Source organism: Antarcticimicrobium sp. (assembly GCF_029212575.1).
Classification (GTDB): Bacteria; Pseudomonadota; Alphaproteobacteria; order Rhodobacterales; family Rhodobacteraceae; genus Antarcticimicrobium.
Window position 1 is genome coordinate 137,473 of sequence record NZ_JARGPK010000042.1, and the last position, 24,303, is coordinate 161,775.

Genomic DNA, 24,303 nt, shown 5'->3' on the forward strand with positions numbered 1-24,303 from the left:
TCGCGTGACGGTGGGGCAGATGCGGCGCCGTCGACCGGGTGGCTTCAGTTCGCTGCCAGCCGCAGCGGCAGGCGCGCGCTCGCGGCCCGGTACCATGCCACGATCTTCGCCCGCTCCTCGGGCTCCATCCAGCTTATGTTCGCCGGCGGCATCGCATGGCTCACCCCGGCCTGGATATAGATCTGCCGCGCCGCTGCGGCGATCTCCGGCCGGGTCTCCAGCAGCACGTTCTTGGGCGCCCGGTGGATGCCGTCCCAGCCCGGTTCGCGCGTGTGGCACATCGAACAGCGGCCCAGCACGATGTCGGCGACCTCGTCGAACCCCTCGGCTTCGGCAAAAACGGTTTCGGTCGGGGTCAGCGCGCGCGCCTCGCTCTCCTCGTAACTCTGCTGCTGCAACGGCGCCGTCGACAGCCACATGATCGCGGCGAACAGCACCGCCGTGGCGACCCAGGTCCACACCGGGTTGCCCTTGCGCGCGTGGCGGGTGTTGAAATAATGCCGGATCGTCACCCCCATCAGGAACACCAGCGCCGCGATGATCCAGTTGTACTGGGTCGCAAAGGCCAGCGGATAATGGTTCGACAGCATCAGGAACACCACCGGCAGGGTGAGATAGTTGTTGTGGGTCGAGCGCAGCTTGGCGATCTTGCCGTATTTCGAATCCGGCGTGCGCCCGGCCTTGAGGTCGGCAACCACGATCTTCTGGTTGGGGATGATGATGAAGAACACGTTCGCCGTCATGATGGTGGCGGTAAACGCCCCCAGGTGCAGCATCATCGCCCGGCCGGTAAAGATCTGGGTATAGCCCCAGCCCATCGCCACCAGCAGCACGAAGAGAAGCACCATCAGCAGCGTCGGCCGCTCCCCCAGTCCAGATTTGCACAGCAGGTCATAGACGATCCAGCCCACGGTCAGCGAGGCGGCGGAAATCGCGATCCCCTGCCACAGGGTGAGCTCGGCCTTGCCCGCGTCGATCAGGTAAAGCTCGCCCCCCGCCCAGTAGACGATCATCAACAGGGCGGCACCCGAGAGCCAGGTCGAATAGCTTTCCCATTTGAACCAGGTCAGATGCTCGGGCATGTGCTCGGGCGCGACCAGGAATTTCCGGATGTGGTAAAAGCCGCCGCCATGTACCTGCCATTCCTCGCCATGGGCACCCACCGGCAGATGCGGCGCCTTGCGCAGCCCGAGATCCAGCGCGATGAAATAGAACGATGACCCGATCCAGGCGATCGCGGTGATCACATGCAGCCAGCGCACCGCGAATCCCAGCCAGTCCCAGATGATTGCCAGATCCTGCATCGGTCCCTCCTTCGGGCGGTTTGCCCCGTGCTAGCCTATTCCCGTATTGTCATGTATCTGGGGAAAGCGCCAAGATGCTTCAAATAAAAACGAACAATGATCCCCGATGGCCTATCTCGACAACATCCAGACCTTCGTGCGTGTCTATGAATTGGGCAGCATGTCCGCCGCAGCGCGCGATCAGCGCATTTCCGCGGCGGTCGCCTCGGCGCGAATCTCCCAGCTCGAAGAGCATCTGAACGTGCGGCTGTTCCAGCGCACCACGCGTACGCTCAATCCCACCGAACAGGGCCATCTGTTCTACCGCGGCGCCTGCAAGATCCTGGAGGCGGTGGATGCAGCCGAGGCCGAGATTTCGAACGTGACGATGACGCCGCGCGGCTCGCTGTTCATCGCGGCCCCCCTGGGGCTGGGCCGTCGCCTGATCGCCCCCGCCGTACCCGCGTTCAAGGCGGCCTATCCTCTGATCGACATCCGGCTGCGGCTGTCGGACCGCAAGCTTGATCTGGCGGCGGAGGGGCTGGATCTGGCCTTTTTCCTCGGCATCCCCGAGGATTCGAACCTGCGCATCCGTAAGATCGCCGATTGCCCCCGCGTGCTTTGCGCCGCGCCCGCCTACATCGCCCGACGCGGCATGCCCGAGAGCGGCGAGGCGCTGGTGCGCGACAAGCACGATTGCCTGAACCTGCGCTATCCCGGCGCGCCGGAGTTCCAGTGGCCGCTGCAGACACCCGACGGCGTGCGCCGGTTCTCGGTGCGCGGCCCGTTCGAATCCGACGATGGCGACGTTCTGACCGGCTGGGCACTGGAGGGGCACGGGATCATCCTGAAACCCGTGTTCGAGGTGGCCGAACACCTGAAATCCGGCGCGCTGGTTCCGGTGGCCGAGGCTGAGCCGCCGGTGCCGATCCAGCTGGCCTGTCTCTACATGCACCGTCGGCGTCAGGACCCGAAGACCCGGCTGTTGATCGACTTCATGGCCGACCGCATCACGCAGGCGTTGAAATGACCCAAGAGGCGACCGAGGCTCAACTCCCCCGATAGGTGGAATAGCCGAAGGGCGAGAGCAGCAGCGGCACGTGGTAATGGCTTTCCTCGCCCATGCCGAAGCGCAGCGGGATCAGGTCGAGGAACCGGGGCGGCTCCTGCGCCGGGCCGGTCTGGTCGAGGTAGGCGCCGGCGTGAAAGACCAGCTCGTAGGTGCCCGGCTCAAACTCCGACGCCGGCAGGATCTGGTCGTCGGTGCGCCCGTCTGCGTTGGTAAACAGGCTGCGCAGATGCGTCCGCGCCTCGCCCTCGATGCGAAAAAGTTCGATCTTCATCCCTGCCGCCGGGCAGCCGCGTGCAGTGTCCAGAACATGGGTCGTCAGGTATCCGGCCATTTGTGCCCCCTATGGTTTGCTGCATGTTTTCTATGCGCCTGCGCGCTGTGCCGCACCCTGAAATCGGCTACAACACTTTCAAGAATTACCGGAAACCGCGCCTTGGTGTAATGCACTAAAAGACGGGCCTAACCGCAGGAGACCGCCGAATGAAACGCTACCCCCGCGACATGCGTGGATATGGTGCCACCCCGCCCGATCCGAAATGGCCCGGCGGCGCCCGGATCGCCGTACAGTTCGTGCTGAATTACGAAGAGGGCGGCGAGAACTCTGTTCTGCATGGCGATGCGGCGTCCGAGGCGTTTCTCTCCGATATCGCCGGCGCCGCGCCCTGGCCGGGTCAGCGGCACTGGAACATGGAATCGATCTATGACTACGGCGCGCGGGCCGGGTTCTGGCGGTTGCACCGGCTTTTCACCGGGGCGGATATCCCGGTGACGATCTATGGCGTGGCCAGCGCGCTGGCGCGTTCCCCCGAGCAGGTGGCGGCGATGAAATCGGCGGGGTGGGAGATTGCCAGCCACGGGCTGAAATGGATCGAACACAGGGACATGCCCGAGGATGAGGAACGCGCGGCGATCGCCAAGGCGGTCCGCCTGCACGCCGAGGTTGTCGGCGAGCGCCCGCTGGGCTGGTACACCGGGCGGTGCAGCGCCAATACCGTGCATCTGGTCGCGCAAGAGGGCGGCTTTGCCTATGTCTCCGACACCTATGACGACGATCTGCCCTATTGGCTGGAGGTGGGGGATCGCGACCAGCTGATCATCCCCTATACGCTTGAGGCCAACGACATGCGGTTTGCCACCGCGCCGGGCTATATCACCGGCGAGCAGTTCTTTACCTATCTGCGCGACGCCTTTGACGCCCTTTATGCCGAGGGGCAGGCCGGCGCGCCAAAGATGATGAGCGTCGGTTTGCATTGTCGGCTGATCGGGCGGCCGGGGAAACTGGCCGGGCTGAAACGGTTCCTCGATTACATTTCCGAGTTCGAGGATGTCTGGTGCCCGCGCCGCATCGACATCGCCCGGCACTGGGCGGAAACCCACCCGCACCAGCGCTGGGACCGACCCAGCCAGATGGACCGCACCCGCTTTGTCGAGGCTTTTGGCGGCATCTTCGAACATTCCCCCTGGATCGCGGAACGTGCCTTTGCGCTGGAACTGGGCCCGGCGCATGACAGCGCGGTTGGCCTTCACAACGCGCTTTGCCGCGCCTTCCGCTCTGCCAGTCGGGAGGAACGGCTGGGCGTGTTGCGGGCGCATCCGGACCTGGCGGGCAAACTGGCGGCTGCCAAACGGCTGACGATGGAGAGCACCTCCGAACAGGCCAGCGCGGGGCTCGATGCACTGACCGATTCAGAGCGCGCGCGCTTTACCCGCCTGAACGGCCAATATGTCGAGAAACACGGGTTTCCCTTCATCATCGCGGTGCGCGACCATGACAAGCCGGGCATCCTTGCGGGCTTTGAGCGGCGTGTGGCGAACGACAGCGACACCGAGTTCCTGGAGGCCTGCAAGCAGGTCGAACGGATCGCCGAATTGCGGCTGCAGGACATGCTGCCGTGACAGCGATCCGTCCCGAGCCTCTGACCGCGGGGGCCTTTGCCGCCTTCGGCGATGTGATCGCGTTCAAGGAGGCCCCGGACAAGATCATCAACCAGGGGCTCTGCGGGCGACACCACGATCTGGCGCGCCTCGATTTCACTGACGGGCGCGCGGGGATCAGCCTGTTCGATGCGCAGCCGCGCGTCCTGCCCTATCGGCTGGAGATGATGGAGCGGCACCCGCTGGGCAGCCAGGCTTTCATTCCGCTCAATCCCACATCGTTCCTGGTCATTGTCGCCGCAGACGCCGGCGGCGCCCCCGCGACGCCGCGTGCGTTCTTGACCGCCCCCGGACAGGGGATCAACCTGCTTCGCAACACCTGGCACGGGGTTCTCACACCGCTTTCGACGCCCGGCCTGTTCGCGGTGATCGACCGGATCGGTCCCGGTGACAACCTCGAGGAACACTGGTTCGACGCGCCCTATGAGGTGACGCCGGGCTGACACGACCTGTCCGCCGGCCCGGAAAAAACAACAACGCCGGCGGACCAACACGGAGGGACAGACCATGACCACATCATCCATCGGCAGCGCCGAGCAGCTGCGCGATCCCAACTATACCCCGCCTCTGGCGGTGGCGGTGCCGCTGGGCATCCAGCACGTGCTGGCGATGTTCGTATCGAACGTGACCCCGGCGATCATCGTCGCGGGCGCCGCCGGGTTCGGATTCGGGTCAAATTCGCCCGATTTTCCCCAGCTTTTGTACATGATTCAGATGTCGATGCTGTTCGCCGGTGTCGCCACCCTGTTGCAGACCATCACGCTGGGGCCGGTCGGCGCGGCGCTGCCGATCGTTCAGGGCACCTCGTTTGCCTTTCTGCCGATCATGATTCCGCTGGTGGCGGGCAAAGGGGTCGATGCACTGGCCGCGCTCTTTGGCGGGGTGCTGATCGGCGGGCTGTTCCATGCCGCGCTTGGCACCGTGATCGGCAAGATCCGCTTTGCCCTGCCGCCGCTGGTGACCGGGCTGGTGGTCACCATGATCGGCCTGGCGCTGGTCAAGGTGGGGATCGAATATGCCGCCGGCGGGGTTCCGGCCAAGGCCAGCGGCGCAGCAAGCTATGGCGGGCTGCTGAGCTGGTCGGCCGCGTTGGTGGTGATCCTGGTCACCCTTGTTTTGAAGTTCTTTGCCCGCGGAATGCTGTCGATCTCGGCCGTGCTGGTGGGCATCGCGGTTGGCTATGTCTATGCGCTGGCGGTGGGGATGCTCACCTTCGACGCCATCGCCACAAGCTGGGCGCGCTCGGCCGCCTTTGCCCTGCCGCAGCCGTTCAAATACGGGTTCGAATTCTCCCTTGCCGCCGTCATCGGGTTCTGCCTGATGGCCTTCGTCTCGGCGGTCGAGACCGTGGGCGACGTCAGCGGCATCACCAAGGGCGGCGCCGGGCGCGAGGCCACCGACAAGGAGATTCAGGGCGCCACCTTTGCCGACGGGTTCGGCACCGCCGTGGCCGGCATCTTCGGCGGGCTGCCCAATACCTCGTTCTCGCAGAACGTCGGGCTGATCGCCATGACCGGCGTGATGAGCCGCCATGTGGTGACCATCGGCGCACTTTTCCTGATCGTTTGCGGGTTGATCCCCAAGGTCGGCGGCGTGATCCGCACCATCCCGATCGAGGTGCTGGGCGGCGGCGTGATCGTGATGTTCGGCATGGTGGTGGCGGCGGGCATCTCGATGCTGTCCGACGTCGACTGGAACAAGCGCAACATGGTGATCTTTGCCGTCGCGCTGTCGGTCGGGCTGGGGCTGCAGCTTGAGGTGATGAACGTGCCGCCGGGGGCGCCCAACGCGCTGCAGCACCTGCCCGACACCCTGCGCATCCTGGGCGCCTCGGGCATCCTGCCCGCCGCGCTGATCGCCATCGTGCTGAACCTGGTGTTGCCCGCGCACTTGTCGGACGAGTCGACCGAGGAGGTCACCGGCGGCATGGCCGGGCATGGCAAGGGCTCGATGCCCGGCGAGTGATTCGCCCAAAAGTGGACCGCAAAGACACCAACGCCCGCCTCTCGTGAGAGGGCGGGCGTTGTTTCGTAGAAAATCCTACTGCGCGCGTCACAGCGCCATATGCCGGTTCACGTCCTTGTAGAGCAGGTAGCGGAACGGACCTGGCCCTCCGGCATAGCACGCCTGCGGGCAGAACGCGCGCAGCCACATGAAATCGCCGGCCTCGACCTCGACCCAGTCCTGGTTCAGCCGGTAGACCGCCTTGCCCTCCAGCACGTAAAGCCCGTGCTCCATCACGTGCGTTTCGGCAAAGGGGATCACCGCGCCGGGCTGGAAGGTGACGATGTTCACCTGCATGTCGTGGCGCAGATCCCCGGGATCGACAAAGCGCGTGGTGGCCCATCTGCCGTCGGTATCCGGCATCGGGGTGGGGGCAATCTCGGCCTCGTTGGTGACAAAGGGCGCGGGCGCCGCCAACCCCTCGACCGGCTGGTAGGCCTTGCGCACCCAGTGAAACCGCGCCGGCTCGGCGCCGTGATTGTGCAGCCGCCATTCCGTCCCGGCCGGGATATAGGCATAGCCGCCCGGCCCCATCTCACGCGGCTCTCCGGCAAGGGTCAGCGTCAGATACCCCTTGACCACGAAGAGCACCGCCTGCGCGCGCGGGTCGGTCTCGGGCCGGTCGCTGCCGCCGCCGGGCTGCACCTCGCCGATATATTGCGAAAATGTCTCGGCAAAGCCGGACAGCGGCCGTGCCATCACCCAGAACCGGGCCCGCTCCCAGAACGGCAGCAGGCTGGTGACGATGTCGCTGAAACAGCCCTTCGGGATCACCGCGTAGGCCTCGGTGAACATCGCCCGGTCGGTCGCAATCTGGGTCTGCGGCGGCAGTCCTCCGGTGGGGGCATAATAGGGGCGGTCGGTCATCTTGGGGGTCCGGGCTGATTGCGGGGGTCTGTCACCACTTGATCACGCCGCCGGGCATTTCCAACCGCTTTCCCTATCGGCTGAGGCAGAAGGACCCGCCGGGAAAACCTGATAATCCCCGCCGCGCGGCCCTAGTCGCGCACGATCAGGACAGACACATCCGCATGGCGCGCCACCCGGGACGAGTTCGGCCCCTGCACCCGGTCCACCAGGTCGGGTTTATGCGCGCCCATCACCACGAGGTCGGCCTCGGACCGTTTGATCGCGTCGAGAACCTGCTCGTAGACGGTGCCGATCTCGACGATGTGCTGCACGTGGCCGTGATCCGGCAGCGCCGCATCGACAAAGGCGTGCAACTGCGCATTGGCATCCTCGACCGCCTGTCGCATCGTCCCCTCCTTGAAGTAGGAACCGACGATCGACATGCCGTAATCGGGCACCACCGTCACCACGCTGAGCGAAGCGCCATAAAATTCGGCAAGATCCGCCGCGCGTTTCAGCAGCGCCTTCTCGCTGTCGCCATGGGTCAGGTCGACGGCACACAGAACATGCTTGGTCATGCCCGGGCTCCCTCCGGTTGGCGCCGTTTCCGGCGCAGTTGCAGCATCGCGACAAGTCCCAGAAGCAGGAAGGCGGGCAGGAAGAACACCTCTTTCCGCACGCGCTCCGCAGCCACCTCCAGCTCCACCAGTTCCCAGTCGAAATCGATGCCCAGCTGTTCGGCAGGTCCGCCAAAATTCAGGTTATCGACGAACAGCGCGCCATCCTCGTCGCGAAACTCGAGCCCGGCTCCATCGAATAGGCGCGTCTGCCCGTCCGCCCCGGCCTTGCCCAGCGGCAGCAGGTAGCGCGCATCGATCGCGTCGCCCATCAGGTCCTCGCCCACCAGGCGCACCCGGAGCGAGGCATCGTCACCCGCCGCCTCGGCGCGCGCGAAGATCTCGGACGCGGCGCGCGTCTCGAATTCCGGCTGGATCATGTCGAGGAAGAACCCCGGCCGGAACAGGGTGAAGGCGACCAGCAGCAGGGCCGCGCTCTCCCACAGCCTGGACCGCACGAGGAAGAAATTCATCGTTCCGGCGGCGAACAGCAGCATCGCGACCATCGCGACGACAAAGACGAAGACCGCCTGCACCGGGCCGACGTCGATCAGCAGAAGGTCGGTATTGAAGATGAACAGGAACGGCAGCAGCGCGGTGCGGATCGAGTAGAAGAACGCCTGGAACCCGGTGCGCAGCGGGTCCCCGCGCGAGATTGCGGCAGCAGCGAAACTGGCCAGCCCCACGGGGGGCGTCACATCCGCCATGATCCCGAAGTAGAAAACGAACATGTGCACCGCCACCAGCGGCACGATCAGCCCGTTCTGCGCCCCCAGCTCGACCACCACGCCGGCCATCAGCGAACTGACAACGATGTAATTCGCCGTGGTCGGCAGCCCCATGCCCAGAACGATCGAGATCAGCGCGACGAAGAACAGCATCGCCAGCAGGTTGCCGCCCGACAGGAATTCGACGAACTCGGCCATCACCTGGCCGATGCCGGTCAGGGTGACCGCGCCGACGATGATGCCGGCGACGCCCATGGCGGCGGCCAGCCCGATCATGTTGCGGGCGCCGACGATCAGCCCCTCGGCGATGTCCGCGACGCCCTCGCGGACATGGCGGGCAAACTCGCCCTCGCCGCGAAAGAACGCCTTGAGCGGGTTCTGCGTGGCCAGGATCACCAGCATGAACACCGTTGACCAGAACGCCGAAAGGCCGGGCGATTTCCGCTCGATCATCAGCAGGTACATCAGCAGCAGGATTGGAAGAAGGTAGTGGATGCCGGTCTTGAAGATCTCGCGCGTGGGCGGCAGGTGCTGCATCGATTCCACGCTGACCTCCAGGTCCGGGCCCTGGGCGGCAAAGCGGACCGCGGCGACATAGGCCAGCCCCATCATCGCCACAAGCGCCGGGGTGGAGGCCGCGCCCAGCGCCGCCTCGACCGCATCGACGACCACACCGCACAGGTAGAGGGTGCCGCCGCCGATGACGATGGAGATGGCGATAATGAAGATCGCCCCCAACATGAACTTGACCGGGTGCATCCGGCTGGTGCCCGGCATGTTCATCTTCAGCGCCTCGAGATGAACGATGTAGATCAGCGCGATGTAGGAGATCGCGGCGGGCACGATGGCGGTCTTGACCACCTCGACATAGGAGATGCCGACGTATTCGGTCATCAGGAACGCGACCGCCCCCATCACCGGCGGCGTCAGCACCCCGTTGATCGACGAGGACACCTCGATCGCGCCGGCCTTGTAGGACGGAAAGCCCACCTTTTTCATCAGCGGAATGGTAAAGGTGCCGGTGGTCACCACGTTGGCGATCGACGAACCCGAGATCAGCCCGGTCGCGGCCGAGGCGATGACCGCCGCCTTGGCCGGCCCGCCGCGCAGGTGGCCCAGCGTGGCAAAGGCGAGTTTCAGGAAATAATTGCCCGCACCGGCCTGGTTCAGCAACGAGCCGAAAAGCACGAAAAGGAACACGAACCCTGAGGATACGCCCAGCGCGACGCCGAACACCCCCTCGGTGGTCAGCCACATGTGGCTCATCGCCTTCTCGAACGAGGCCCCCTTCCATTGCACCATTTCCGGCAGGCCGGACCAGCTGCCGAAGAACACATAGGCGAGAAAGAACAGCGCGACCCCCATCAGCGGGATGCCGAGCGAACGCCGCGCCGCTTCGAGCAGCAGGACGATACCGATACCGGCAATCACCAGGTCGGTGGTGTTGGGTATGCCGGTGCGGTCGGCGACGCCGCGATAATCCCACCACAAGTAGGAGGCCGCGACAGCACCCACGATGGCGATGATCCAGGTCAGGACCGGGATGTGATGGCGCGGGCTGGTCTTGAAGCCCGGAAAGGCGAGAAAGGCCAGCAGCACCGCAAAGCCCAGGTGAATCGCCCGCGTCTGGGTATCGTTCCAGACGCCCACGCCCAGGATGAAGGGCAGGGGTGAGGCGATCCAGAGCTGGTAGAGCGACCAGATCAGCGGAATGTACCACAACGCCTTGCGGTCGATCCCGCCCTGAGGGAGCCGCCCCCCGGTATCCGAATCGGCGACGAAATCCTCAAGATCCGTGTTGGCCGGCTGATCGCCCTGGGTCTGCGTCATGAACTGCCCCTGTCTTTAATGTCGTTCCCTATTACAAAACCCTCCGGCGCGCCGGGCGCCGGAGGGGTCACTGGTTTACACGTGGCGGGCCGGATTACTTCCAGCCGCGCTCCTTGTAGTACTTTTCGGCACCCGGATGCAGCGGCGCGCTCAACCCGTCCTTGATCATCTCGGCCTCTTTCAGGCGCCCAAAGGCCGGGTGCAGCTTCTTGAAGTCCTCGAAATTGTCGAAGACCGCGGACACCACCGCATAGACCACTTCGTCCGGCGTCTGGGCCGAGGTCACGAAGGTCGCCTTGGGCCCCCAGCTGGGGACGTCGTCGGCATTGCCCGGATACATGCCGCCGGGGATGGTGGCGGCGGCATAGGCGCTGTTGTCGGCCAGCAGCTTGTCGATATTCGCACCGTCCAGCGCGATGATCTTCACGTCGCAGGACGAGGTTGCCTCCTGGCTGGAGCCGTTCGGCAGGCCGGCGGCCCAGATGGTTGCGTCGATCTTGCCGTCGCAGAGCGCGGCGGATTGTTCCGATGACTTGAGCTCGGCGGCCAGGGCGAAATCATCCGGGCTGATGCCGGAGTATTTCATCAGGGTCTCGGCCAGAACGCGGGTGCCCGATCCGGGGTTTGCGATGTTGACCTTCTTGCCCTTGAGATCCTCGACGCTGTTGATCCCTGCATCGGCGCGGGCCATCAGGTGCATCGGCTCGGGGTGAACCGAGAACAGCGCGCGCAAATCGGGATAGGCGCCGTCATCGGCAAAGGCGCCGGTGCCGTCGAGGCCCGCCTTCTGCACGTCGGACTGCACCACGCCGAAATCCAGCTCGCCCTGGCGGATGGTGCGGGTGTTGTAGACCGAGCCGCCGGTGGATTCGACCGAGCAGCGGATGCCGTGTTCCTTGCGGCCCTTGTTGACCAGACGGCAGATCGCGCCGCCGGTCGGATAGTAGACGCCGGTCACGCCGCCGGTGCCGATGGTGATGAACTGCTGATCCTGCGCCGAGGCCCCGCCGGCCATGCCGACGGTGACGACTGCAGCAATCCCCATGAGGGTGGTTTTGACGTTCATGTAAAAGTCTCCCAACTAAGATTCCCCGCCCGGCCGTTGAACCGGCCTGGGTCGATTTTGTCATTCACACCCAAGAGACTCGCCAAAGTTATTTTCGTTGTCACCTAAAAACTAAAGTTTTTTTTGCGCGATCCAGTAAGCGTTGTTGTCCTTTCTGAGGTCCTCGTAGGATTTGATTCGCTGTCGTGCCGCCGCGCCGCCCCGGCTGACCAGCAAGGCCAGAAGGTTCTCGATGATCGCCATGGCGCCGGTGTAGCAGCCGAAATGATGTGTGCTGACCGTCGAGGCGACCAGTACCGCCTCGGGCCGAAACTCGGAGGAAATCACCTCGGAATCCGAGATCATGATCAGCTTCACCCCCCGCGCATTGGCAAAGCGGCAGGCCTCGATCGTCTCGCGCGAATAGGGTTGGAAGGAGATCGCGATCATCACGTCGCCCTCACCCGCGGTGTTCAGCTCATCGATCGCGCTGTTGATATGGCGCGGCACAAGTTGCAGCGTCGGCAGAGCCATCCGCCCCACGTAATGGAAGTAATAGGCCAGCGCATAGCTGGCCCGCACCGCCGTCAGATAGACGTTTCGGGCCCCGAGCAAGAGCTCCACCACCCGCTCCATTTCGTCGGAGTTCTGCCGCTCCAGCGACCGCTGCACGATCGCCATGGTGTTCAAGGCGGCCTCGGCCTGCACCGCGCCCAGATCGCCGCGCAGCCGGATGCTCTCGATCCAGTCCGGACGGTCCACCAGCGCATTGGCCGAAACCAGCGCATGGCGGAACGGCTCACGCAGCTCGTCATAGCTGTCGAAGCCCATGCGCGCGGCCATGCGCACCAGCGTATAGGTGCTGACCCCGCACTTGCGCGCGGTCTCGCGGATCGGGTCCAGCCCGAAATCGTTGGGGTGGTCGACGATATACTTGGCCACCGTCTTGAGCCGCGGCGACAGCTCGGGGATCGCCTCCTTCAGGGCTGAAATCGTTCGGGTTTTCAGGGTCGGGTCCACGGATTTTGTCCTTTCGCACGGTCACCCTTGCAATAACATTTGGTTTTTTTCCTGTCGATTGACTGAATTTGTAATTCAGCCATCCTCTTTCACCGACACGAACAACAACGGCCAGAGATCGGCATCACCATGACCTCCCCTCTCTCCTCCCATGCCTCCGTCGTCGTGATCGGCGGCGGCATCATGGGATGTTCCACCCTCTACCACCTGGCGCAGATGGGGGTCGGCGATGCCATCCTGCTGGAGCGCAACGCGCTCACCTCGGGCACCACATGGCATTCGGCGGCCCAGGTCCGCGCCCTGCGCCACAGCCGCAACCTGACCCGGATGATCCGCTATTCCGTCGATCTTTACAGCCGGCTGGAACAGGAGACCGGGCAATCGGTGGGCTGGATCCAAAAAGGCTCACTCTCCATCGCCACCACGCCCGACCGCATGACCCATATCCGGCGGCAAGAGGCGCTGGCGCATGCCTATGGCATCGAGGCGCATTCGATTGACGCTGAAGAGGCAAAGGAGCGCTGGCCGCTGATGAACGCCGAGGACGTGCTCGGCGCGGTCTGGTCGCCCGAGGACGGGCGCGTCAGCCCCTCAGACGTCTGCGCTGCGCTGGTCAAGGGCGCGCGCGGGCTGGGGGCGAGGATCTTTGAACGCACCGGGGTGACGGGGATACTTACGGAGAACGGCCGGGTGCGTGGGGTGGAAACCACGCAAGGCACAGTGATGTGCGATGCCATCGCGCTCTGCACCGGGCTGTGGTCGCGTGAGATCGGAGCAATGGCGGGCGCGCAGGTCCCGGCGCTGGCCTGCGAACATTTCTACCTGCTGACCAAGCCGGTCGAGGGGATCGTGGGCAATATGCCCACGCTCTCCGACCATGACAGCCATCTCTACATCCGCGACGACAGCGGCGGGTTGCTGGTGGGCTGTTTCGAACCGATGGGCAAACCCATCCCGCCCGGCGTGCTGGATGAAACTTTTGAATTCGGTCTGCTGCCCGAGGATTGGGATCATTTCGAGCCGATGATGCTGAACGCCCTGCACCGCCTGCCGGCGCTGGAGACGGCCGAGGTCAAGATGCTGCTGAACGGGCCGGAAAGCTTCACCCCAGACGGTTCATTCATGCTGGGCGAGACGGCGGAAACACAGGGTCTGTTCCTGGGCTGCGGCATGAATTCGGTCGGAATTGCCTCTGGCGGCGGCGCGGGGATGAACCTGGCCCATTGCATCGTGCACGGCCATACCGCCTATGACCTGGGCGAGGCCGACGCCAAGCGTTTTGCCCCGGTGTTCAACTCGCTCGATCACCTGATGGCCCGCGCGCCCGAGATCCTCGGAACCCATTACGAGATCGCCTATCCGGGCAAGCAGCTGGCCACCGCGCGCGATCTGCGCCGCCTGCCGCTCGACGCCGAGTATCGCGCCGCAAGGGCGCATATGGGCCAAGTCTATGGCTGGGAACGACCGCTCTATTTCAACAAGACGGCCGAGCCGCGCCCGACATTCGGCCGCCCGGACTGGTTCGAAATAACCGGCGCCGAGGTGACTGCCGCGCATGAGCGCGCCGCGATCTTCGATGCCTCTCCCTTTGGCAAGATCGAGGTCAAGGGGCCGGACGCCGAGGTTTTTCTGCTGCGCTGCTGCGCGGGTTTCATGGGCCGCGCGCCTGGCTCGGTGATCTATACCGCCGTGCTGAACGAACGCGGCACCTTCGAATCCGACCTCACCGCGCAGCGGATCGCGCCGGATCACTACCGCCTGTTCACCGGCACCAACGCGATCAAGCGCGATCTCGCCTGGTTCCGCCGCCATGCCGAGGGCTTCGACGTGACCCTCACCGACAGCACGGAGGAGTACGCTGTGCTCGGCCTGATGGGCCCCGAGGCCGCCCGCATCGCCAGCGCGGTCGGCGCGTCCGAGCTGACCGGGATCGGTTATTTCAAGCACGGCGAGGCGCAGATCGCGGGCCATCATGTCCGCGCCGCGCGGCTGTCCTACGTCGGCGAGGCCGGCTGGGAGATCACCTGCCGCGCCCAGAACGCGCGCGCGATCCATGCCGCGCTGACCGGGGCCGGTGCGGTGCCCGCCGGGCTCTATGCGCAGACCTCCATGCGGATCGAAAAGGGCTTTTGCGCCATGGGCCACGAGCTGGACAGCGACGTCACCCCGATAGACGCAGGACTGGATTTCGCCACCCGCAAAAAGGGCGGTTTCATCGGTGCCGAGGCGCTGGCCGAGGCCCGCGACAAGGGGCGCGCGCCCCGCGTCATCTCGCTCCGCTTCGACGATGCAGATGCCGTGCCGCTGGGGCATGAACCGGTCCTGCTCGACGGCCAGATCATCGGCCAGACCACCTCCTGCGCCTTCGGCTATCGTGTCGGGCGACCCGTGGCGCTGGCGCATCTGTCGGGCAGTCTGCCGGCGAACGGAACTTCCGTCATGGTGGACATCGCCCGTACCCTCCACGCCGCCACGGTGGTGCATGGACCGCTTTACGACGCCGACGGCGCCCGGATGAAAGGATAACGCGATGACCAGGCCCCTGATCATGGTGGCGCCCAACGGCGCCCGGCGCGGCAAGGCGGACCACCCCGCGCTGCCCGTCACGATCCCCGAGATCGTCGAGACCGCCCGCGCCTGCCACGCCGCTGGTGCCGATGCGCTGCACCTGCATGTCCGCGACGACGCCGGGTGCCATTCCCTCGATCCCGGGCGGTACACCGAGGCGCTGGCCGAACTCTCCCGCGCCGTGCCCGGAATGCGGGTGCAGATCACCACGGAGTCCGCCGGGATCTTCGATGCCGAGGACCAGTTTGCCTGTCTGACACGGCTGAAGCCGCGTTGGGCCAGCATTTCCCTGCGCGAGATCGCCCGCGATGCGGCCCTCGCCCCGCGCGTCTATGCCAGCTGCGCCGACAACGGGACCGAGGTGCAGCACATCCTCTATGATGCCGAGGATGCCGCCCTTCTTGCCCGCTGGCAGGCGCAGGGCATCGTGCGCCCCGGACAGGACAGCACGATCCTTGTGCTGGGCCGCTATGCCACCGGGCAGGTCGCCACCCCCGGCGACCTTGCCCCGCTGCTGGCCGCGAAACCGCCCGGGTGCTGGATGCTCTGCGCCTTCGGCCCCGCCGAACACGCCTGCCTTCTGGAGGCCGCCCGCCACGGCGGCGACCTTCGCGTCGGCTTTGAAAACAACCTTCACCGCGCGGATTGCACCCTCCTGCGCGACAACGCCGAGTCGGTCGCCCGCCTCGTCGCCCAACTGGAAAGGACCCCGGCATGAGCCACGTCTTCCCCCGCCACTGCCACGCCAACCCGCCCATTGCCAGCCATGGCGATGGATGTTTCCTGATCGACACCCAGGGCAAACGCTATTTCGACGGCTCCGGCGGCGCCGCCGTCTCCTGCCTCGGGCATTCCAACGAAAGGGTGCGGCAGGCAATCAAGGATCAGGTCGATCAGCTCGCCTTTGCGCATACCGGCTTCTTCACTTCCGACCCGGCCGAACAGCTTGCCGATCTGCTGATCGCCAATGCGCCGGGCGACATCGACCGGGTCTATCTGGTCTCTGGCGGCTCCGAGGCGACCGAATCCGCGATAAAGCTGGCGCGGCAATATTTCACCGAACAGGGCGAGACCCAGCGCCGTCATCTGATCGCCCGGCGGCAGAGCTATCACGGCAACACGCTGGGTGCGCTCTCGGCCGGCGGTAATGCCTGGCGGCGGGCGCAATTCGCGCCACTGCTGATCGAGGTCAGCCATATCGCGCCCTGCTACGATTATGTCGAGCGCGCCGAGGGTGAGAGCCCGGAGGCCTACGGGTTGCGCGCGGCGCAGGAGTTGGAGGACGAGATCCTGCGGCTGGGTCCCGATACCGTCATGGCCTTCATGGCCGAGCCGGTGGTCGGCGCCACCATGGGCGCGGTGCCCGCCGCGCCGGGCTATTTTCAACGCATCCGCGAGATCTGCGACAAATACGGCGTGCTGCTGATCCTCGACGAGGTGATGTGCGGCATGGGCCGGACCGGCCACCTCTTTGCCTGCGAGGTCGAGGGGGTCGCCCCCGATATCCTCTGCGTCGCCAAGGGGTTGGGCGCGGGATACCAGCCGATCGGTGCGATGCTCTGCAACCGCGCGATCTATGACACCATCGCCGGCGGCAGCGGGTTCTTCCAGCACGGGCACACCTATCTCGGCCACCCGGTCGCCGCGGCCGCCGGGCTTGCCGTGCTGCGCGAACTGCTCGACAACGACCTCGTGGTACAGGTGCGCGCGCGCGGCGCCTTTCTGGAGCAGCGCCTGCGCGAACGCTTCGCCCAACATCCCCACGTGGGCGACATTCGCGGGCGCGGGCTGTTCTGGGGGATGGAATTCGTCGCCGACCGCGACACGAAAACCCCCTTCGACCCGGGTCTCGGGCTGGCGGGCAAGCTGAAGAAGGCCGCCTTTGCCGAGGGGCTGATCTGTTATCCCATGCCCGGCACCCGCGACGGGCGGCTGGGCGACCATGTGCTGCTGGCGCCCCCCTTCATCGCCAGCGAGGACGAGCTTGACGGCGCCCTCGACACGCTGTCACGCGCGCTGGACAAGGTGATGGCAGAGGTGGGCTGAGACCGGCTGAATGCCCCTCAGAGGTTCCGGGCGGCCTTCAGTTGCAGCAATGCGACCAGCGCGGCGTCGCGGCGCTGCACCAGCGTCGCCTCGTCCTGTGCCTCCAGTTCGCGCTGCACGCCTTCGACCAGCGCCGCCTTGACCTCTTCGGTCAGGCGGGGCGCGCCGAGGCTCTGCCAACGCGCCTCCTGCGTCGGCCCCAGATGATCGAGATAGCCGCGATATCCACCCGGCCCGCCGCCCAGGTGATAGGTCAGATGCGGCCCCATGAAGGCCCATCGCATTCCCGGTCCATAGGCGATCGCCTTGTCGACATCCGCCACCTCGGCGATGCCCTCGGCTACAAGGTTGAGTGAAGCGACCAACGGCGGGCGGTAGAACAAAGCCTGCACCAAGACAGAAGCCGGGGGTGATGGTTCCCGGCCTTTCTGCGTTCAGCGCAAGGAAGCATACGAGGTGCTGCACCCTGAGGCGGCGCACGGGCGAAACACAAAAGAGAGTGGCCAAGTTGGCCACTCTACTTTGTGGGGCTGTGTTATGGCCAACTTGGCCACAATTCATTCACTGATGATCAACCCGTGCCCGTGGCGACCAGTCAGCTAAGACCGGCGTCACGTTGCGCAAACCGCCAATCATGTCAGTGGCAAAAGAGAGGCTTTCATCAACGATTTGTCCCCCATGTGTCCCCCAACCCAACGGGGCACAGACACAGGAGGCCCACTACATCGCCTAACCCATTGAAAAGAGTGGTGAGCCGTGCAGGATTCGAACCTGCGACCCACTGATTAAAAGTCAGTTGCTCTACCAACTGAGCTAACGGCCCACTCTCGCGGCGTCCGGGGCTGCCCGTCGCCGTGGTGCTCTCTACGCCAAATGCCTCGAAGGGATCAACGCCTAAATCGCACCCCGACACGGGAATTTTGCTTCCCCGGCGTCCGGTTGGCGGCCTACCTAGAAAAGCCGCGCCGGGGGGTCAAGTGCGAATCGTGCAGAATGGGCCCGGCGGTCGGGATTCTCTGGATTCCCCGCCCGGGCATCGCTATATGCCCGCCATGATACGCCACGCGGACACCGGTTTGCCCTTCATGAAGATGCACGGGCTGGGCAATGACTTCGTCATTGTCGATGCGCGTTCGCATGGCGTGCCGCTCTCTCCCGCCCTTGTCACGGCCATCGCGCACCGGCAGTTCGGGGTGGGATTCGACCAGCTCGCGGTGATCGAGCCGGGCAAGGGCGCGACCGACGCGCATCTGGTCTTCTACAACGCCGACGGCTCCACCTCGGCGGCTTGCGGCAATGCCACCCGCTGCATCGCCCGCCATCTGATGGCGGAGGGCGGCAAGACCGACCTCACCCTCACCACCGAACGCGGCACGCTTTTTGCGCGGGATGCGGGCGCCGGGCTGACGTCGGTGAACATGGGCCAGCCGCAACTGGACTGGGCCGAGATCCCGCTGGCGCGGGAAATGGATACTCTGGAGCTGCCGATCGAGGGCGCCCCCACCGCCACCGGCATGGGCAACCCGCATTGCACCTTTTTCGTCGCCGATGCCGAGGCGGTCGATCTGGAGACGCGCGGGGCCGAAATTGAACATCACCCGCTTTTCCCCCAGCGCACCAACGTGCAGTTCGCCTCCCTGAGCGGCCCCGACCGGCTGCGCATGCGGGTGTGGGAACGCGGGGTGGGCGTGACGCTGGCCTCCGGCTCCTCCTCCTGCGCCACGGCGGTGGCGGCGGCGCGGCGCGGGCTGACCGGGCGCCGGGTGACCCTCACGCTCGACGGTGGCACGCTGCAGGTGGACTGGCGCGAGGACGGGGTCTGGATGACCGGGCCGACCATGCATGTGTTCAGCGGCACGCTGACGCCCGAGTTTCTGGATGCGGTGGAATGACCACGCCGAAATTCACCACGCTGGGCTGCCGCCTCAACACCTATGAGACCGAGGCGATGAAGGAACTGGCCGCCGAGGCCGGGCTTTCCGACGCGGTGGTGGTCAATACCTGCGCGGTGACCGCCGAGGCGGTGCGCAAGGCGCGGCAGGAGATCAGGCGGCTGCGCCGCGACAACCCCGGCGCCCGCATCATCGTCACCGGCTGCGCCGCCCAGACCGAGCCCGAGACCTTTGCCGCCATGACCGAGGTCGACCGCGTCATCGGCAACACCGAGAAGATGCAGCCCGAGACCTGGGCGCGCCTGGGCCCCGATTTCATCGGCGAGACCGAGCGCGTGACGGTCGACGACATCATGAGCGTGACCGAGACCGCCGGCCACCTGATCGACGGCTTCGGCACCCGCAGCCGGGCTTACGTGCAGGTGCAGAACGGCTGCGATCACCGCTGCACCTTCTGCATCATCCCCTACGGGCGCGGCAATTCGCGCAGCGTGCCCGCCGGGGTGGTGGTGGACCAGATCAGGCGGCTGGTGGATCGCGGCTATAACGAGGTGGTGCTGACCGGTGTCGATCTGACCTCATGGGGCGCCGACCTGCCGGGCGAGCCGCATTTGGGCGACCTGGTGATGCGGATTCTGAAGCTGGTGCCGGACCTGCCGCGCCTGAGAATCTCCTCGATCGATTCGATCGAGGCGGACGAGAACCTGATGCAGGCGATCGCCACCGAGCCGCGGCTGATGCCGCATCTGCACCTGTCACTCCAACATGGCGACGACCTGATCCTGAAACGGATGAAGCGGCGGCACCTGCGCGACGACGCGATCCGGTTCTGCGAAGAGGCGCGGCGGCTGCGCCCCGGCATCACCTTTGGCGCCGATATCATCGCGGGCTTTCCGACCGAAACGCAGGCGCATTTCGAAAACTCGCTGAAACTGGTGGCCGACTGCGACCTGACCTGGCTGCATGTCTTTCCCTACTCGAAACGCGAGGGCACCCCGGCGGCGAAGATCCCCAACCAGGTGGATGGCACCGTGGCCAAGGCGCGGGCCGCCCGGCTGCGCGCGGCGGGCGCGGCGCAGGTGGCGCGCCATCTGGCGGCGCAGGTGGGCGCAACCCACCGGGTGCTGATGGAAAACCCCCATATGGGCCGGACCGAGCATTTCACCGAGGTGGATTTCACCACGCCCCAGCCCGAGGGACAGATCGTCACCGCGCGCATCAGCGGGCACGGGGAAACCCGGCTGACGGGCGCGGTTTAGGCCCTATTCCGCCGCCTGGCCGCGTTTTGGCAGCACCCAGCCGGGGCGCGGGAAATGGCAGGTATAGCCGCGCGGGTGTTTCTCCAGGTAATCCTGGTGCTCTTCCTCGGCCTGCCAGAAATCGCCCACCGGCTCCAGCTCGGTCACCACCTTGCCGGGCCAGAGGCCGGAGGCGTCTACGTCGGCGATGGTGTCCAGCGCCACCTGTTTCTGCGCCTCGTTCCCAAAATAGATCGCCGAGCGATAGCTCATCCCGGTATCGTTGCCCTGCCGGTTCACCGTGGTCGGATCGTGGATCTGGAAGAACAGCTCCAGCAGATCGCGGTAGGAGATCACGGAAGGGTCGAAGGTAATCTCGATCCCCTCGGCATGGGTGCCGTGATTGCGATAGGTGGCGTTGGGCACATCGCCGCCGGTATAGCCGACGCGGGTGCCCAGCACACCAGGCTTCTTGCGGATCAGGTCCTGCATGCCCCAGAAACAGCCGCCCGCCAGCACCGCGCGTTCGGTCTTGCTCATCTCTCAGCCCTCCACTTGATCCAGGTAGTCGCCGTAACCCTCGGCCTCCATGTCGTCGCGGTGGACGAACCGGAGCGAGGCGGAATTGATGCAATAGCGCAGCCCGCCACGATCGCGCGGCCCGTCGGGGAAAACGTGACCCAGATGGCTGTCGCCGTGGGTCGAGCGCACCTCGGTGCGGACCATGCCGAGCGAGCTGTCCACCAGCTCGGCCACATGGGCCGGCTCGACGGGCTTGGTAAAGCTCGGCCAGCCGCAGCCGGATTCGTACTTGTCGGAGGAGGCAAAGAGCGGTTCGCCCGACACGATGTCGACGTACAATCCGGGCTCCTTGTTGTACAAAAGCTTGCCGGTGCCGGGCCGTTCCGTGCCGCTTTGCTGGGTGACGTGGAATTCCTCGGGCGACAGCGCCGCGATGGCGTCGGGGTCCTTTAGGTATCGGGTCATGGTTGGCCTCCTGCGCATCCTTGCTGCATTAGATGGTTTTGTTTCGCCAAAAGCAAAGGGCGATCACACCGGCGGGTCAGCTTTCGGCGGCGGCGGTTTTCACCGGGGCCGGTTGGCGCGACAGCTGCACCGCGAGGATGCCAACGGTGACGATCAGCACGCCCACCACATCGAGCGGGCCCAGCCTTTCGCCCAGCAGAAGCGCGGCTATGGCAACCCCGAACACCGGGTTGAGAAAGTGGAAGGTCGCCGCCCGGGTCGCCCCGATCCGGTGCAGCAGGACCACCCAGACATAGGTCGCCGCCAGACCGGGCACCAGCGTGGTATAGGCAAAGGCCGCCAGCAGCCGCGGGCTCAACGTGACATGGATCGTCTCGGTCAGGGGGGCGGCGACGAACAGGATGGCCGAGCCCACCAGCATCTGCAGCCCGACGATCATCATGAAGTTGCCCCCCGCGGTCGCCCCGCGCACGGCCAGCGTGGCAAAGGTCAGCGCCAGCGCCCCGATGCCGCAGAGCATCACGCCGTAAAGGTCGACCCCGGCGCCGATCCGCGTGCCCATGATCAACCCGACCCCGGCAAACCCGGCGGCCAGCCCCAGCACCCCCAGCAGGCGCAGCTTTTCGCCCAGCAACAGCCAGCTCGCCAGTGCCACCAGGAGCGGCATGGAGGAGGCGATGATCGCCGCCAGCCCGGCCTCGACCGTCTGCATGGCGATGAAATTGAGCCCGAGATAGAGCGCGTTCTGGCAGACGCCGAACAGGATGGTGGCGTGCCATTGCCTGCGGCTCAAGCGCCAGCTCTGGCCCATTGCGCGGGCGATCAGAACGCCCAGGAGGCCCGAGATCAGGAACCGCAGCGCCAGCGAGAACAGCGGAGAAGCCTCGGCCACGATGATCCGTGCCGAGGTAAAGGCCGAGGACCACATGAAGGCAAAGGCCAGCCCCATGGCGATTGCGCGAATATCCATGGCGTTTCCCCGTCCCTGCCGACCGACCGCGAACAGGGCTAGACGGGGCGGCAGGAGAAGACAAGGGGCTGGCCGGGGGCGGTATCCACTTGCTGGCCCCGATCCGGGGCGCGGCCCAGTTGGTTGGCCGCTATCCGGTCTTGCGCAGCACCAGGAAGGTCATCATGCCCAGCGGCGGCAGTTGCGTGCGCTCCTCCTCCACCAGGCCGGGTTCGCCCAGCACCCTTTCGATGGCGAAATCGGAGTGCCAGCCGAGGACGTTGGCGAAGGGTGCCGAGACCCGCTCCAGCGCTGCGAGAGGCCCCCTGGTGCGCTTGAAGTGGTTGGTGATCACCACCCGGCCACCCGGTTTGCAGACGCGGGCGATCTCGGACATCACGCGCTCGGGCTCGGGCACCACCGACAGAACGTGCATCGCGGTCACCGTGTCGAAACTTTCATCGGGAAAGTCCAGCGCGCGGGCATCCATCCGGCGCAGCTCGACCACCTGGCGCAGCCCCATTTCCTGTGCCTTGGCGCGGGCCTTTTCCAGCATCTCTTCGCTGAAATCGATTCCCGTTACCTTCATGTCGGGCCGGTAGTGACCCAGCGACAGGCCGGTGCCCACGCCCACCTCGAGCACATGACCGGCGCAGGAGTTGATATAGCCCACCGCCCGGCGTCGGCCATCGTTGGTGATGGCCCCGAAGGTCTTGTCATAGATCGGCGCCCAACGCGCATAGGAGGTTTGTACAGTCTTGATATCCAACGCTTTACTCTTCGTTATTCTTGGGGGGACGTTTCGCGATCAGCGCCCAGAGGACCACCCCGACGTAAGCCAGGCACAGAACCACCAGCGTGGTCCAGCCATAGGTGAGCACGCCGGCGGCCACGAGGGCAAAGCCCACCAGAAAGAAGGTCACGTTCTCGCGCGAGATCCTGGTGGTCTTGAACGACCATGTGGGAATGTGGCTGATCAGCAGCAGCCCGATCGCCACGATGTAGACGCACAGCGCCGCATCGGGCAGCTTTGGGGCAGCGGGAAAGGCAAAGGAGACGATCATCGGCATCAGAACCAGCAGCGCTCCGGCCGGTGAGGGCACGCCGGTGAAAAAGGCGCCCTCGCTCTCGCGGTCAGGGGATTTGGCCGAAACGTTGAACCGCGCCAGCCGCATGACGCAGCAGACCGCATAGATCATCACCGCCAGCCAGGCGGCGTTGCGCATGTCCTGCAGCGCCCAGAAATACAGCACCAGCGGCGGCACAACGCCGAAATTGAGGAAATCGGCCAGCGAATCCAGTTCGGCGCCCATCTTGCTGTCGCTGCGCAAGAGCCGGGCAAGCCGCCCGTCCAGCCCGTCGAACACCCCGGCCACCAGGATGAGCCGGACCGCCAGGGAATAATCGCCATGCACCGCGAAGCGGATCGCCGACAGCCCGGCACAGATCGCCGCCACCGTCAGCATGTTCGGCAATAGCTGGATCAGTCCGATTTCCGACCGGGTCTTGTCAGAGGGGTCTGTCATGGATCGTCTTCTACGCCGCGCCGGGGCGATGCAGATCGGCCAGCACGGTTTCGCCGGCGATCATGGTCTGCCCGATCCGGACCAGTGGCCCCACCCCCTCGGGGAGGTAGACATCCAGCCGTGAGCCGAAGCGGATCAGCCCGAACCGCTCGCCCGTGGCCAGCCTCGCCCCGATCTCGGTGAAGCAGACGATACGGCGCGCCACCAGCCCGGCGATCTGCACCACGGCGACAAAGCGGCCGTCATCCATGCGGATCGCGAGGCTGTTGCGCTCGTTGTCGATGCTGGCCTTGTCGAGAGAGGCGTTAAGGAACTTGCCCGGACGATAGGCGATGGCGGTGATCTCTCCCGCGACGGGGAGGCGGTTCACGTGGCAGTTGAACACGCTCATGAACACGCTGACGCGGGTCAGCGGCTGATCGGGCAGCCCCAGTTCCGCCGGCGGCACCGCCGGCTCGATCAGCGACACGATACCGTCGGCGGGGCTGACGATCAGCCCTTCGCGTTCGGGCGTCACCCGCTCCGGATCGCGGAAAAAATAGTAGCACCAGACCGTCAGGCCAACGCCGATCCAGCCGAGAACATCGGCGATCAGGAACAGGCCAAGGGTAATCGCGGCGAAGATGGCGACGAACCGAACGCCTTCACGATGCATCGGTTTGATGAACGTGCTGAGCATATTCATTGTCGGATTTCCCCCCGGACGATGTGTGC

General features: G+C 65.5%; 23 protein-coding genes and 1 tRNA gene. 9 read left to right on the forward strand and 15 right to left on the reverse strand.

Translation table 11 applies throughout. The annotated features are described in order from the left end of the window. Nucleotides 1–44: 44 nt before the first annotated feature. On the reverse strand, nt 45–1,304 hold the full coding sequence (locus P1U75_RS08140) for a urate hydroxylase PuuD (protein WP_300241899.1): 1,260 nt from the start codon (nt 1,302–1,304) through the stop codon (nt 45–47). Between the two features lie 106 nt (nt 1,305–1,410). On the opposite strand from P1U75_RS08140, the gene P1U75_RS08145 reads away from it, so the two are divergent. Beyond that, nucleotides 1,411–2,313: a LysR family transcriptional regulator gene (locus P1U75_RS08145; RefSeq protein WP_300241901.1), complete on the forward strand. Its 903-nt coding sequence runs from the start codon at nt 1,411–1,413 to the stop codon at nt 2,311–2,313. Nucleotides 2,314–2,332: 19 nt separating this feature from the next. Here P1U75_RS08145 and uraH read toward each other — a convergent pair whose 3' ends face one another. Then, nucleotides 2,333–2,686 carry a hydroxyisourate hydrolase gene (gene uraH / locus P1U75_RS08150; RefSeq protein ID WP_300241903.1) on the reverse strand — a complete coding sequence of 118 codons (354 nt, stop codon included), beginning with the start codon at nt 2,684–2,686 and terminating at the stop codon, nt 2,333–2,335. A gap of 149 nt (nt 2,687–2,835) precedes the next feature. Between uraH and puuE the strand changes: the two genes are divergently transcribed. The 3 genes from puuE to P1U75_RS08165 all read left to right on the forward strand — a co-directional run bounded on the left by puuE (nt 2,836) and on the right by P1U75_RS08165 (nt 6,255). Continuing rightward, nucleotides 2,836–4,251 (forward strand): allantoinase PuuE, encoded by a 1,416-nt coding sequence (puuE, locus tag P1U75_RS08155; RefSeq protein WP_300241905.1) that lies wholly within the window; start codon nt 2,836–2,838, stop codon nt 4,249–4,251. Beyond that, nucleotides 4,248–4,733, forward strand: coding sequence for an ureidoglycolate lyase (locus P1U75_RS08160; protein WP_300241907.1), 486 nt, complete (start codon nt 4,248–4,250; stop codon nt 4,731–4,733). Before puuE ends, P1U75_RS08160 begins: the two co-directional genes overlap by 4 nt. Nucleotides 4,734–4,797: 64 nt before the next feature. Further along, on the forward strand, nt 4,798–6,255 hold the full coding sequence (locus P1U75_RS08165) for a nucleobase:cation symporter-2 family protein (RefSeq protein WP_300241909.1): 1,458 nt from the start codon (nt 4,798–4,800) through the stop codon (nt 6,253–6,255). An 87-nt stretch (nt 6,256–6,342) separates the two neighbouring features. On the opposite strand, the gene P1U75_RS08170 is transcribed toward P1U75_RS08165, so the two are convergent. From P1U75_RS08170 to P1U75_RS08190, 5 genes are all read right to left on the reverse strand, one after another. Next, nucleotides 6,343–7,161 carry a bifunctional allantoicase/(S)-ureidoglycine aminohydrolase gene (locus P1U75_RS08170; protein ID WP_300241911.1) on the reverse strand — a complete coding sequence of 273 codons (819 nt, stop codon included), beginning with the start codon at nt 7,159–7,161 and terminating at the stop codon, nt 6,343–6,345. A gap of 131 nt (nt 7,162–7,292) precedes the next feature. Continuing rightward, nucleotides 7,293–7,721 carry a universal stress protein gene (locus P1U75_RS08175; RefSeq protein ID WP_300241913.1) on the reverse strand — a complete coding sequence of 143 codons (429 nt, stop codon included), beginning with the start codon at nt 7,719–7,721 and terminating at the stop codon, nt 7,293–7,295. Further along, entirely contained in the window at nt 7,718–10,318 is a 2,601-nt protein-coding gene (locus tag P1U75_RS08180; protein ID WP_300241915.1) for a TRAP transporter permease, read from the reverse strand. The genes P1U75_RS08175 and P1U75_RS08180 overlap by 4 nt, the downstream gene beginning before the upstream one ends. 94 nt (nt 10,319–10,412) lie before the next feature. Then, entirely contained in the window at nt 10,413–11,384 is a 972-nt protein-coding gene (locus tag P1U75_RS08185; RefSeq protein WP_300241918.1) for a TAXI family TRAP transporter solute-binding subunit, read from the reverse strand. A 111-nt stretch (nt 11,385–11,495) separates the two neighbouring features. After that, entirely contained in the window at nt 11,496–12,383 is an 888-nt protein-coding gene (locus tag P1U75_RS08190) for a MurR/RpiR family transcriptional regulator (protein ID WP_300241920.1), read from the reverse strand. A 129-nt stretch (nt 12,384–12,512) separates the two neighbouring features. Between P1U75_RS08190 and P1U75_RS08195 the strand changes: the two genes are divergently transcribed. Genes P1U75_RS08195 through P1U75_RS08205 form a run of 3 tightly spaced genes read left to right on the forward strand, consistent with a single transcriptional unit; the run spans nt 12,513 to nt 16,997 of the window. Next, nucleotides 12,513–14,909, forward strand: a complete 2,397-nt coding sequence (locus P1U75_RS08195; RefSeq protein ID WP_300241922.1) for an FAD-dependent oxidoreductase — start codon at nt 12,513–12,515, stop codon at nt 14,907–14,909. 4 nt (nt 14,910–14,913) lie between these two features. Next, nucleotides 14,914–15,669 (forward strand): 3-keto-5-aminohexanoate cleavage protein, encoded by a 756-nt coding sequence (locus P1U75_RS08200; RefSeq protein WP_300241924.1) that lies wholly within the window; start codon nt 14,914–14,916, stop codon nt 15,667–15,669. After that, a complete protein-coding gene (locus P1U75_RS08205) occupies nt 15,666–16,997 on the forward strand; it encodes an aspartate aminotransferase family protein (protein ID WP_300241926.1) in 1,332 nt (443 codons plus the stop codon). Before P1U75_RS08200 ends, P1U75_RS08205 begins: the two co-directional genes overlap by 4 nt. A gap of 17 nt (nt 16,998–17,014) precedes the next feature. Here the strand turns inward: P1U75_RS08205 and P1U75_RS08210 are convergent, their stop codons facing one another. Together P1U75_RS08210 and P1U75_RS08215 are read right to left on the reverse strand one after the other, a co-directional pair. Beyond that, nucleotides 17,015–17,389 (reverse strand): 3-hydroxyacyl-CoA dehydrogenase family protein, encoded by a 375-nt coding sequence (locus P1U75_RS08210; protein WP_300242196.1) that lies wholly within the window; start codon nt 17,387–17,389, stop codon nt 17,015–17,017. A gap of 355 nt (nt 17,390–17,744) precedes the next feature. Beyond that, nucleotides 17,745–17,820, reverse strand: a tRNA-Lys gene (locus tag P1U75_RS08215). 220 nt (nt 17,821–18,040) lie between these two features. On the opposite strand from P1U75_RS08215, the gene dapF reads away from it, so the two are divergent. Both dapF and mtaB read left to right on the forward strand, forming a co-directional pair. Further along, on the forward strand, nt 18,041–18,889 hold the full coding sequence (gene dapF, locus P1U75_RS08220; protein WP_300241928.1) for a diaminopimelate epimerase: 849 nt from the start codon (nt 18,041–18,043) through the stop codon (nt 18,887–18,889). Beyond that, nucleotides 18,886–20,148, forward strand: a complete 1,263-nt coding sequence (gene mtaB / locus P1U75_RS08225) for a tRNA (N(6)-L-threonylcarbamoyladenosine(37)-C(2))-methylthiotransferase MtaB (RefSeq protein WP_300241930.1) — start codon at nt 18,886–18,888, stop codon at nt 20,146–20,148. The genes dapF and mtaB overlap by 4 nt, the downstream gene beginning before the upstream one ends. Before the next feature lie 3 nt (nt 20,149–20,151). Here mtaB and msrA read toward each other — a convergent pair whose 3' ends face one another. From msrA to P1U75_RS08255, 6 genes are all read right to left on the reverse strand, one after another. Continuing rightward, complete coding sequence (gene msrA / locus P1U75_RS08230) at nt 20,152–20,667, reverse strand: peptide-methionine (S)-S-oxide reductase MsrA (protein ID WP_300241932.1); 516 nt, start codon at nt 20,665–20,667, stop codon at nt 20,152–20,154. 3 nt (nt 20,668–20,670) lie between these two features. Beyond that, nucleotides 20,671–21,114: a peptide-methionine (R)-S-oxide reductase MsrB gene (gene msrB / locus P1U75_RS08235; RefSeq protein WP_300241934.1), complete on the reverse strand. Its 444-nt coding sequence runs from the start codon at nt 21,112–21,114 to the stop codon at nt 20,671–20,673. A gap of 76 nt (nt 21,115–21,190) precedes the next feature. Continuing rightward, nucleotides 21,191–22,084: a DMT family transporter gene (locus P1U75_RS08240; RefSeq protein ID WP_300241936.1), complete on the reverse strand. Its 894-nt coding sequence runs from the start codon at nt 22,082–22,084 to the stop codon at nt 21,191–21,193. Between the two features lie 130 nt (nt 22,085–22,214). Continuing rightward, complete coding sequence (locus P1U75_RS08245) at nt 22,215–22,832, reverse strand: class I SAM-dependent methyltransferase (protein WP_300241938.1); 618 nt, start codon at nt 22,830–22,832, stop codon at nt 22,215–22,217. A gap of 4 nt (nt 22,833–22,836) precedes the next feature. Then, entirely contained in the window at nt 22,837–23,589 is a 753-nt protein-coding gene (pssA, locus tag P1U75_RS08250; RefSeq protein WP_300241940.1) for a CDP-diacylglycerol--serine O-phosphatidyltransferase, read from the reverse strand. Nucleotides 23,590–23,599: 10 nt separating this feature from the next. Then, on the reverse strand, nt 23,600–24,274 hold the full coding sequence (locus P1U75_RS08255; RefSeq protein ID WP_300241943.1) for a phosphatidylserine decarboxylase: 675 nt from the start codon (nt 24,272–24,274) through the stop codon (nt 23,600–23,602). Nucleotides 24,275–24,303 lie beyond the last annotated feature (29 nt).

Bases quoted from the DNA above. Each gene is read 5' to 3' on its own strand.
- P1U75_RS08140 (WP_300241899.1), bottom strand. From the start codon at position 1,304: ATGCAGGATCTGGCAATCATCTGGGACTGGCTGGGATTCGCGGTGCGC.
- P1U75_RS08145 (WP_300241901.1), top strand. From the start codon at position 1,411: ATGGCCTATCTCGACAACATCCAGACCTTCGTGCGTGTCTATGAATTG.
- uraH (WP_300241903.1), bottom strand. From the start codon at position 2,686: ATGGCCGGATACCTGACGACCCATGTTCTGGACACTGCACGCGGCTGC.
- puuE (WP_300241905.1), top strand. From the start codon at position 2,836: ATGAAACGCTACCCCCGCGACATGCGTGGATATGGTGCCACCCCGCCC.
- P1U75_RS08165 (WP_300241909.1), top strand. From the start codon at position 4,798: ATGACCACATCATCCATCGGCAGCGCCGAGCAGCTGCGCGATCCCAAC.
- P1U75_RS08170 (WP_300241911.1), bottom strand. From the start codon at position 7,161: ATGACCGACCGCCCCTATTATGCCCCCACCGGAGGACTGCCGCCGCAG.
- P1U75_RS08175 (WP_300241913.1), bottom strand. From the start codon at position 7,721: ATGACCAAGCATGTTCTGTGTGCCGTCGACCTGACCCATGGCGACAGC.
- P1U75_RS08180 (WP_300241915.1), bottom strand. From the start codon at position 10,318: ATGACGCAGACCCAGGGCGATCAGCCGGCCAACACGGATCTTGAGGAT.
- P1U75_RS08185 (WP_300241918.1), bottom strand. From the start codon at position 11,384: ATGAACGTCAAAACCACCCTCATGGGGATTGCTGCAGTCGTCACCGTC.
- P1U75_RS08195 (WP_300241922.1), top strand. From the start codon at position 12,513: ATGACCTCCCCTCTCTCCTCCCATGCCTCCGTCGTCGTGATCGGCGGC.
- P1U75_RS08200 (WP_300241924.1), top strand. From the start codon at position 14,914: ATGACCAGGCCCCTGATCATGGTGGCGCCCAACGGCGCCCGGCGCGGC.
- P1U75_RS08205 (WP_300241926.1), top strand. From the start codon at position 15,666: ATGAGCCACGTCTTCCCCCGCCACTGCCACGCCAACCCGCCCATTGCC.
- dapF (WP_300241928.1), top strand. From the start codon at position 18,041: ATGCCCGCCATGATACGCCACGCGGACACCGGTTTGCCCTTCATGAAG.
- mtaB (WP_300241930.1), top strand. From the start codon at position 18,886: ATGACCACGCCGAAATTCACCACGCTGGGCTGCCGCCTCAACACCTAT.
- msrA (WP_300241932.1), bottom strand. From the start codon at position 20,667: ATGAGCAAGACCGAACGCGCGGTGCTGGCGGGCGGCTGTTTCTGGGGC.
- msrB (WP_300241934.1), bottom strand. From the start codon at position 21,114: ATGACCCGATACCTAAAGGACCCCGACGCCATCGCGGCGCTGTCGCCC.
- P1U75_RS08240 (WP_300241936.1), bottom strand. From the start codon at position 22,084: ATGGATATTCGCGCAATCGCCATGGGGCTGGCCTTTGCCTTCATGTGG.
- pssA (WP_300241940.1), bottom strand. From the start codon at position 23,589: ATGACAGACCCCTCTGACAAGACCCGGTCGGAAATCGGACTGATCCAG.
- P1U75_RS08255 (WP_300241943.1), bottom strand. From the start codon at position 24,274: ATGAATATGCTCAGCACGTTCATCAAACCGATGCATCGTGAAGGCGTT.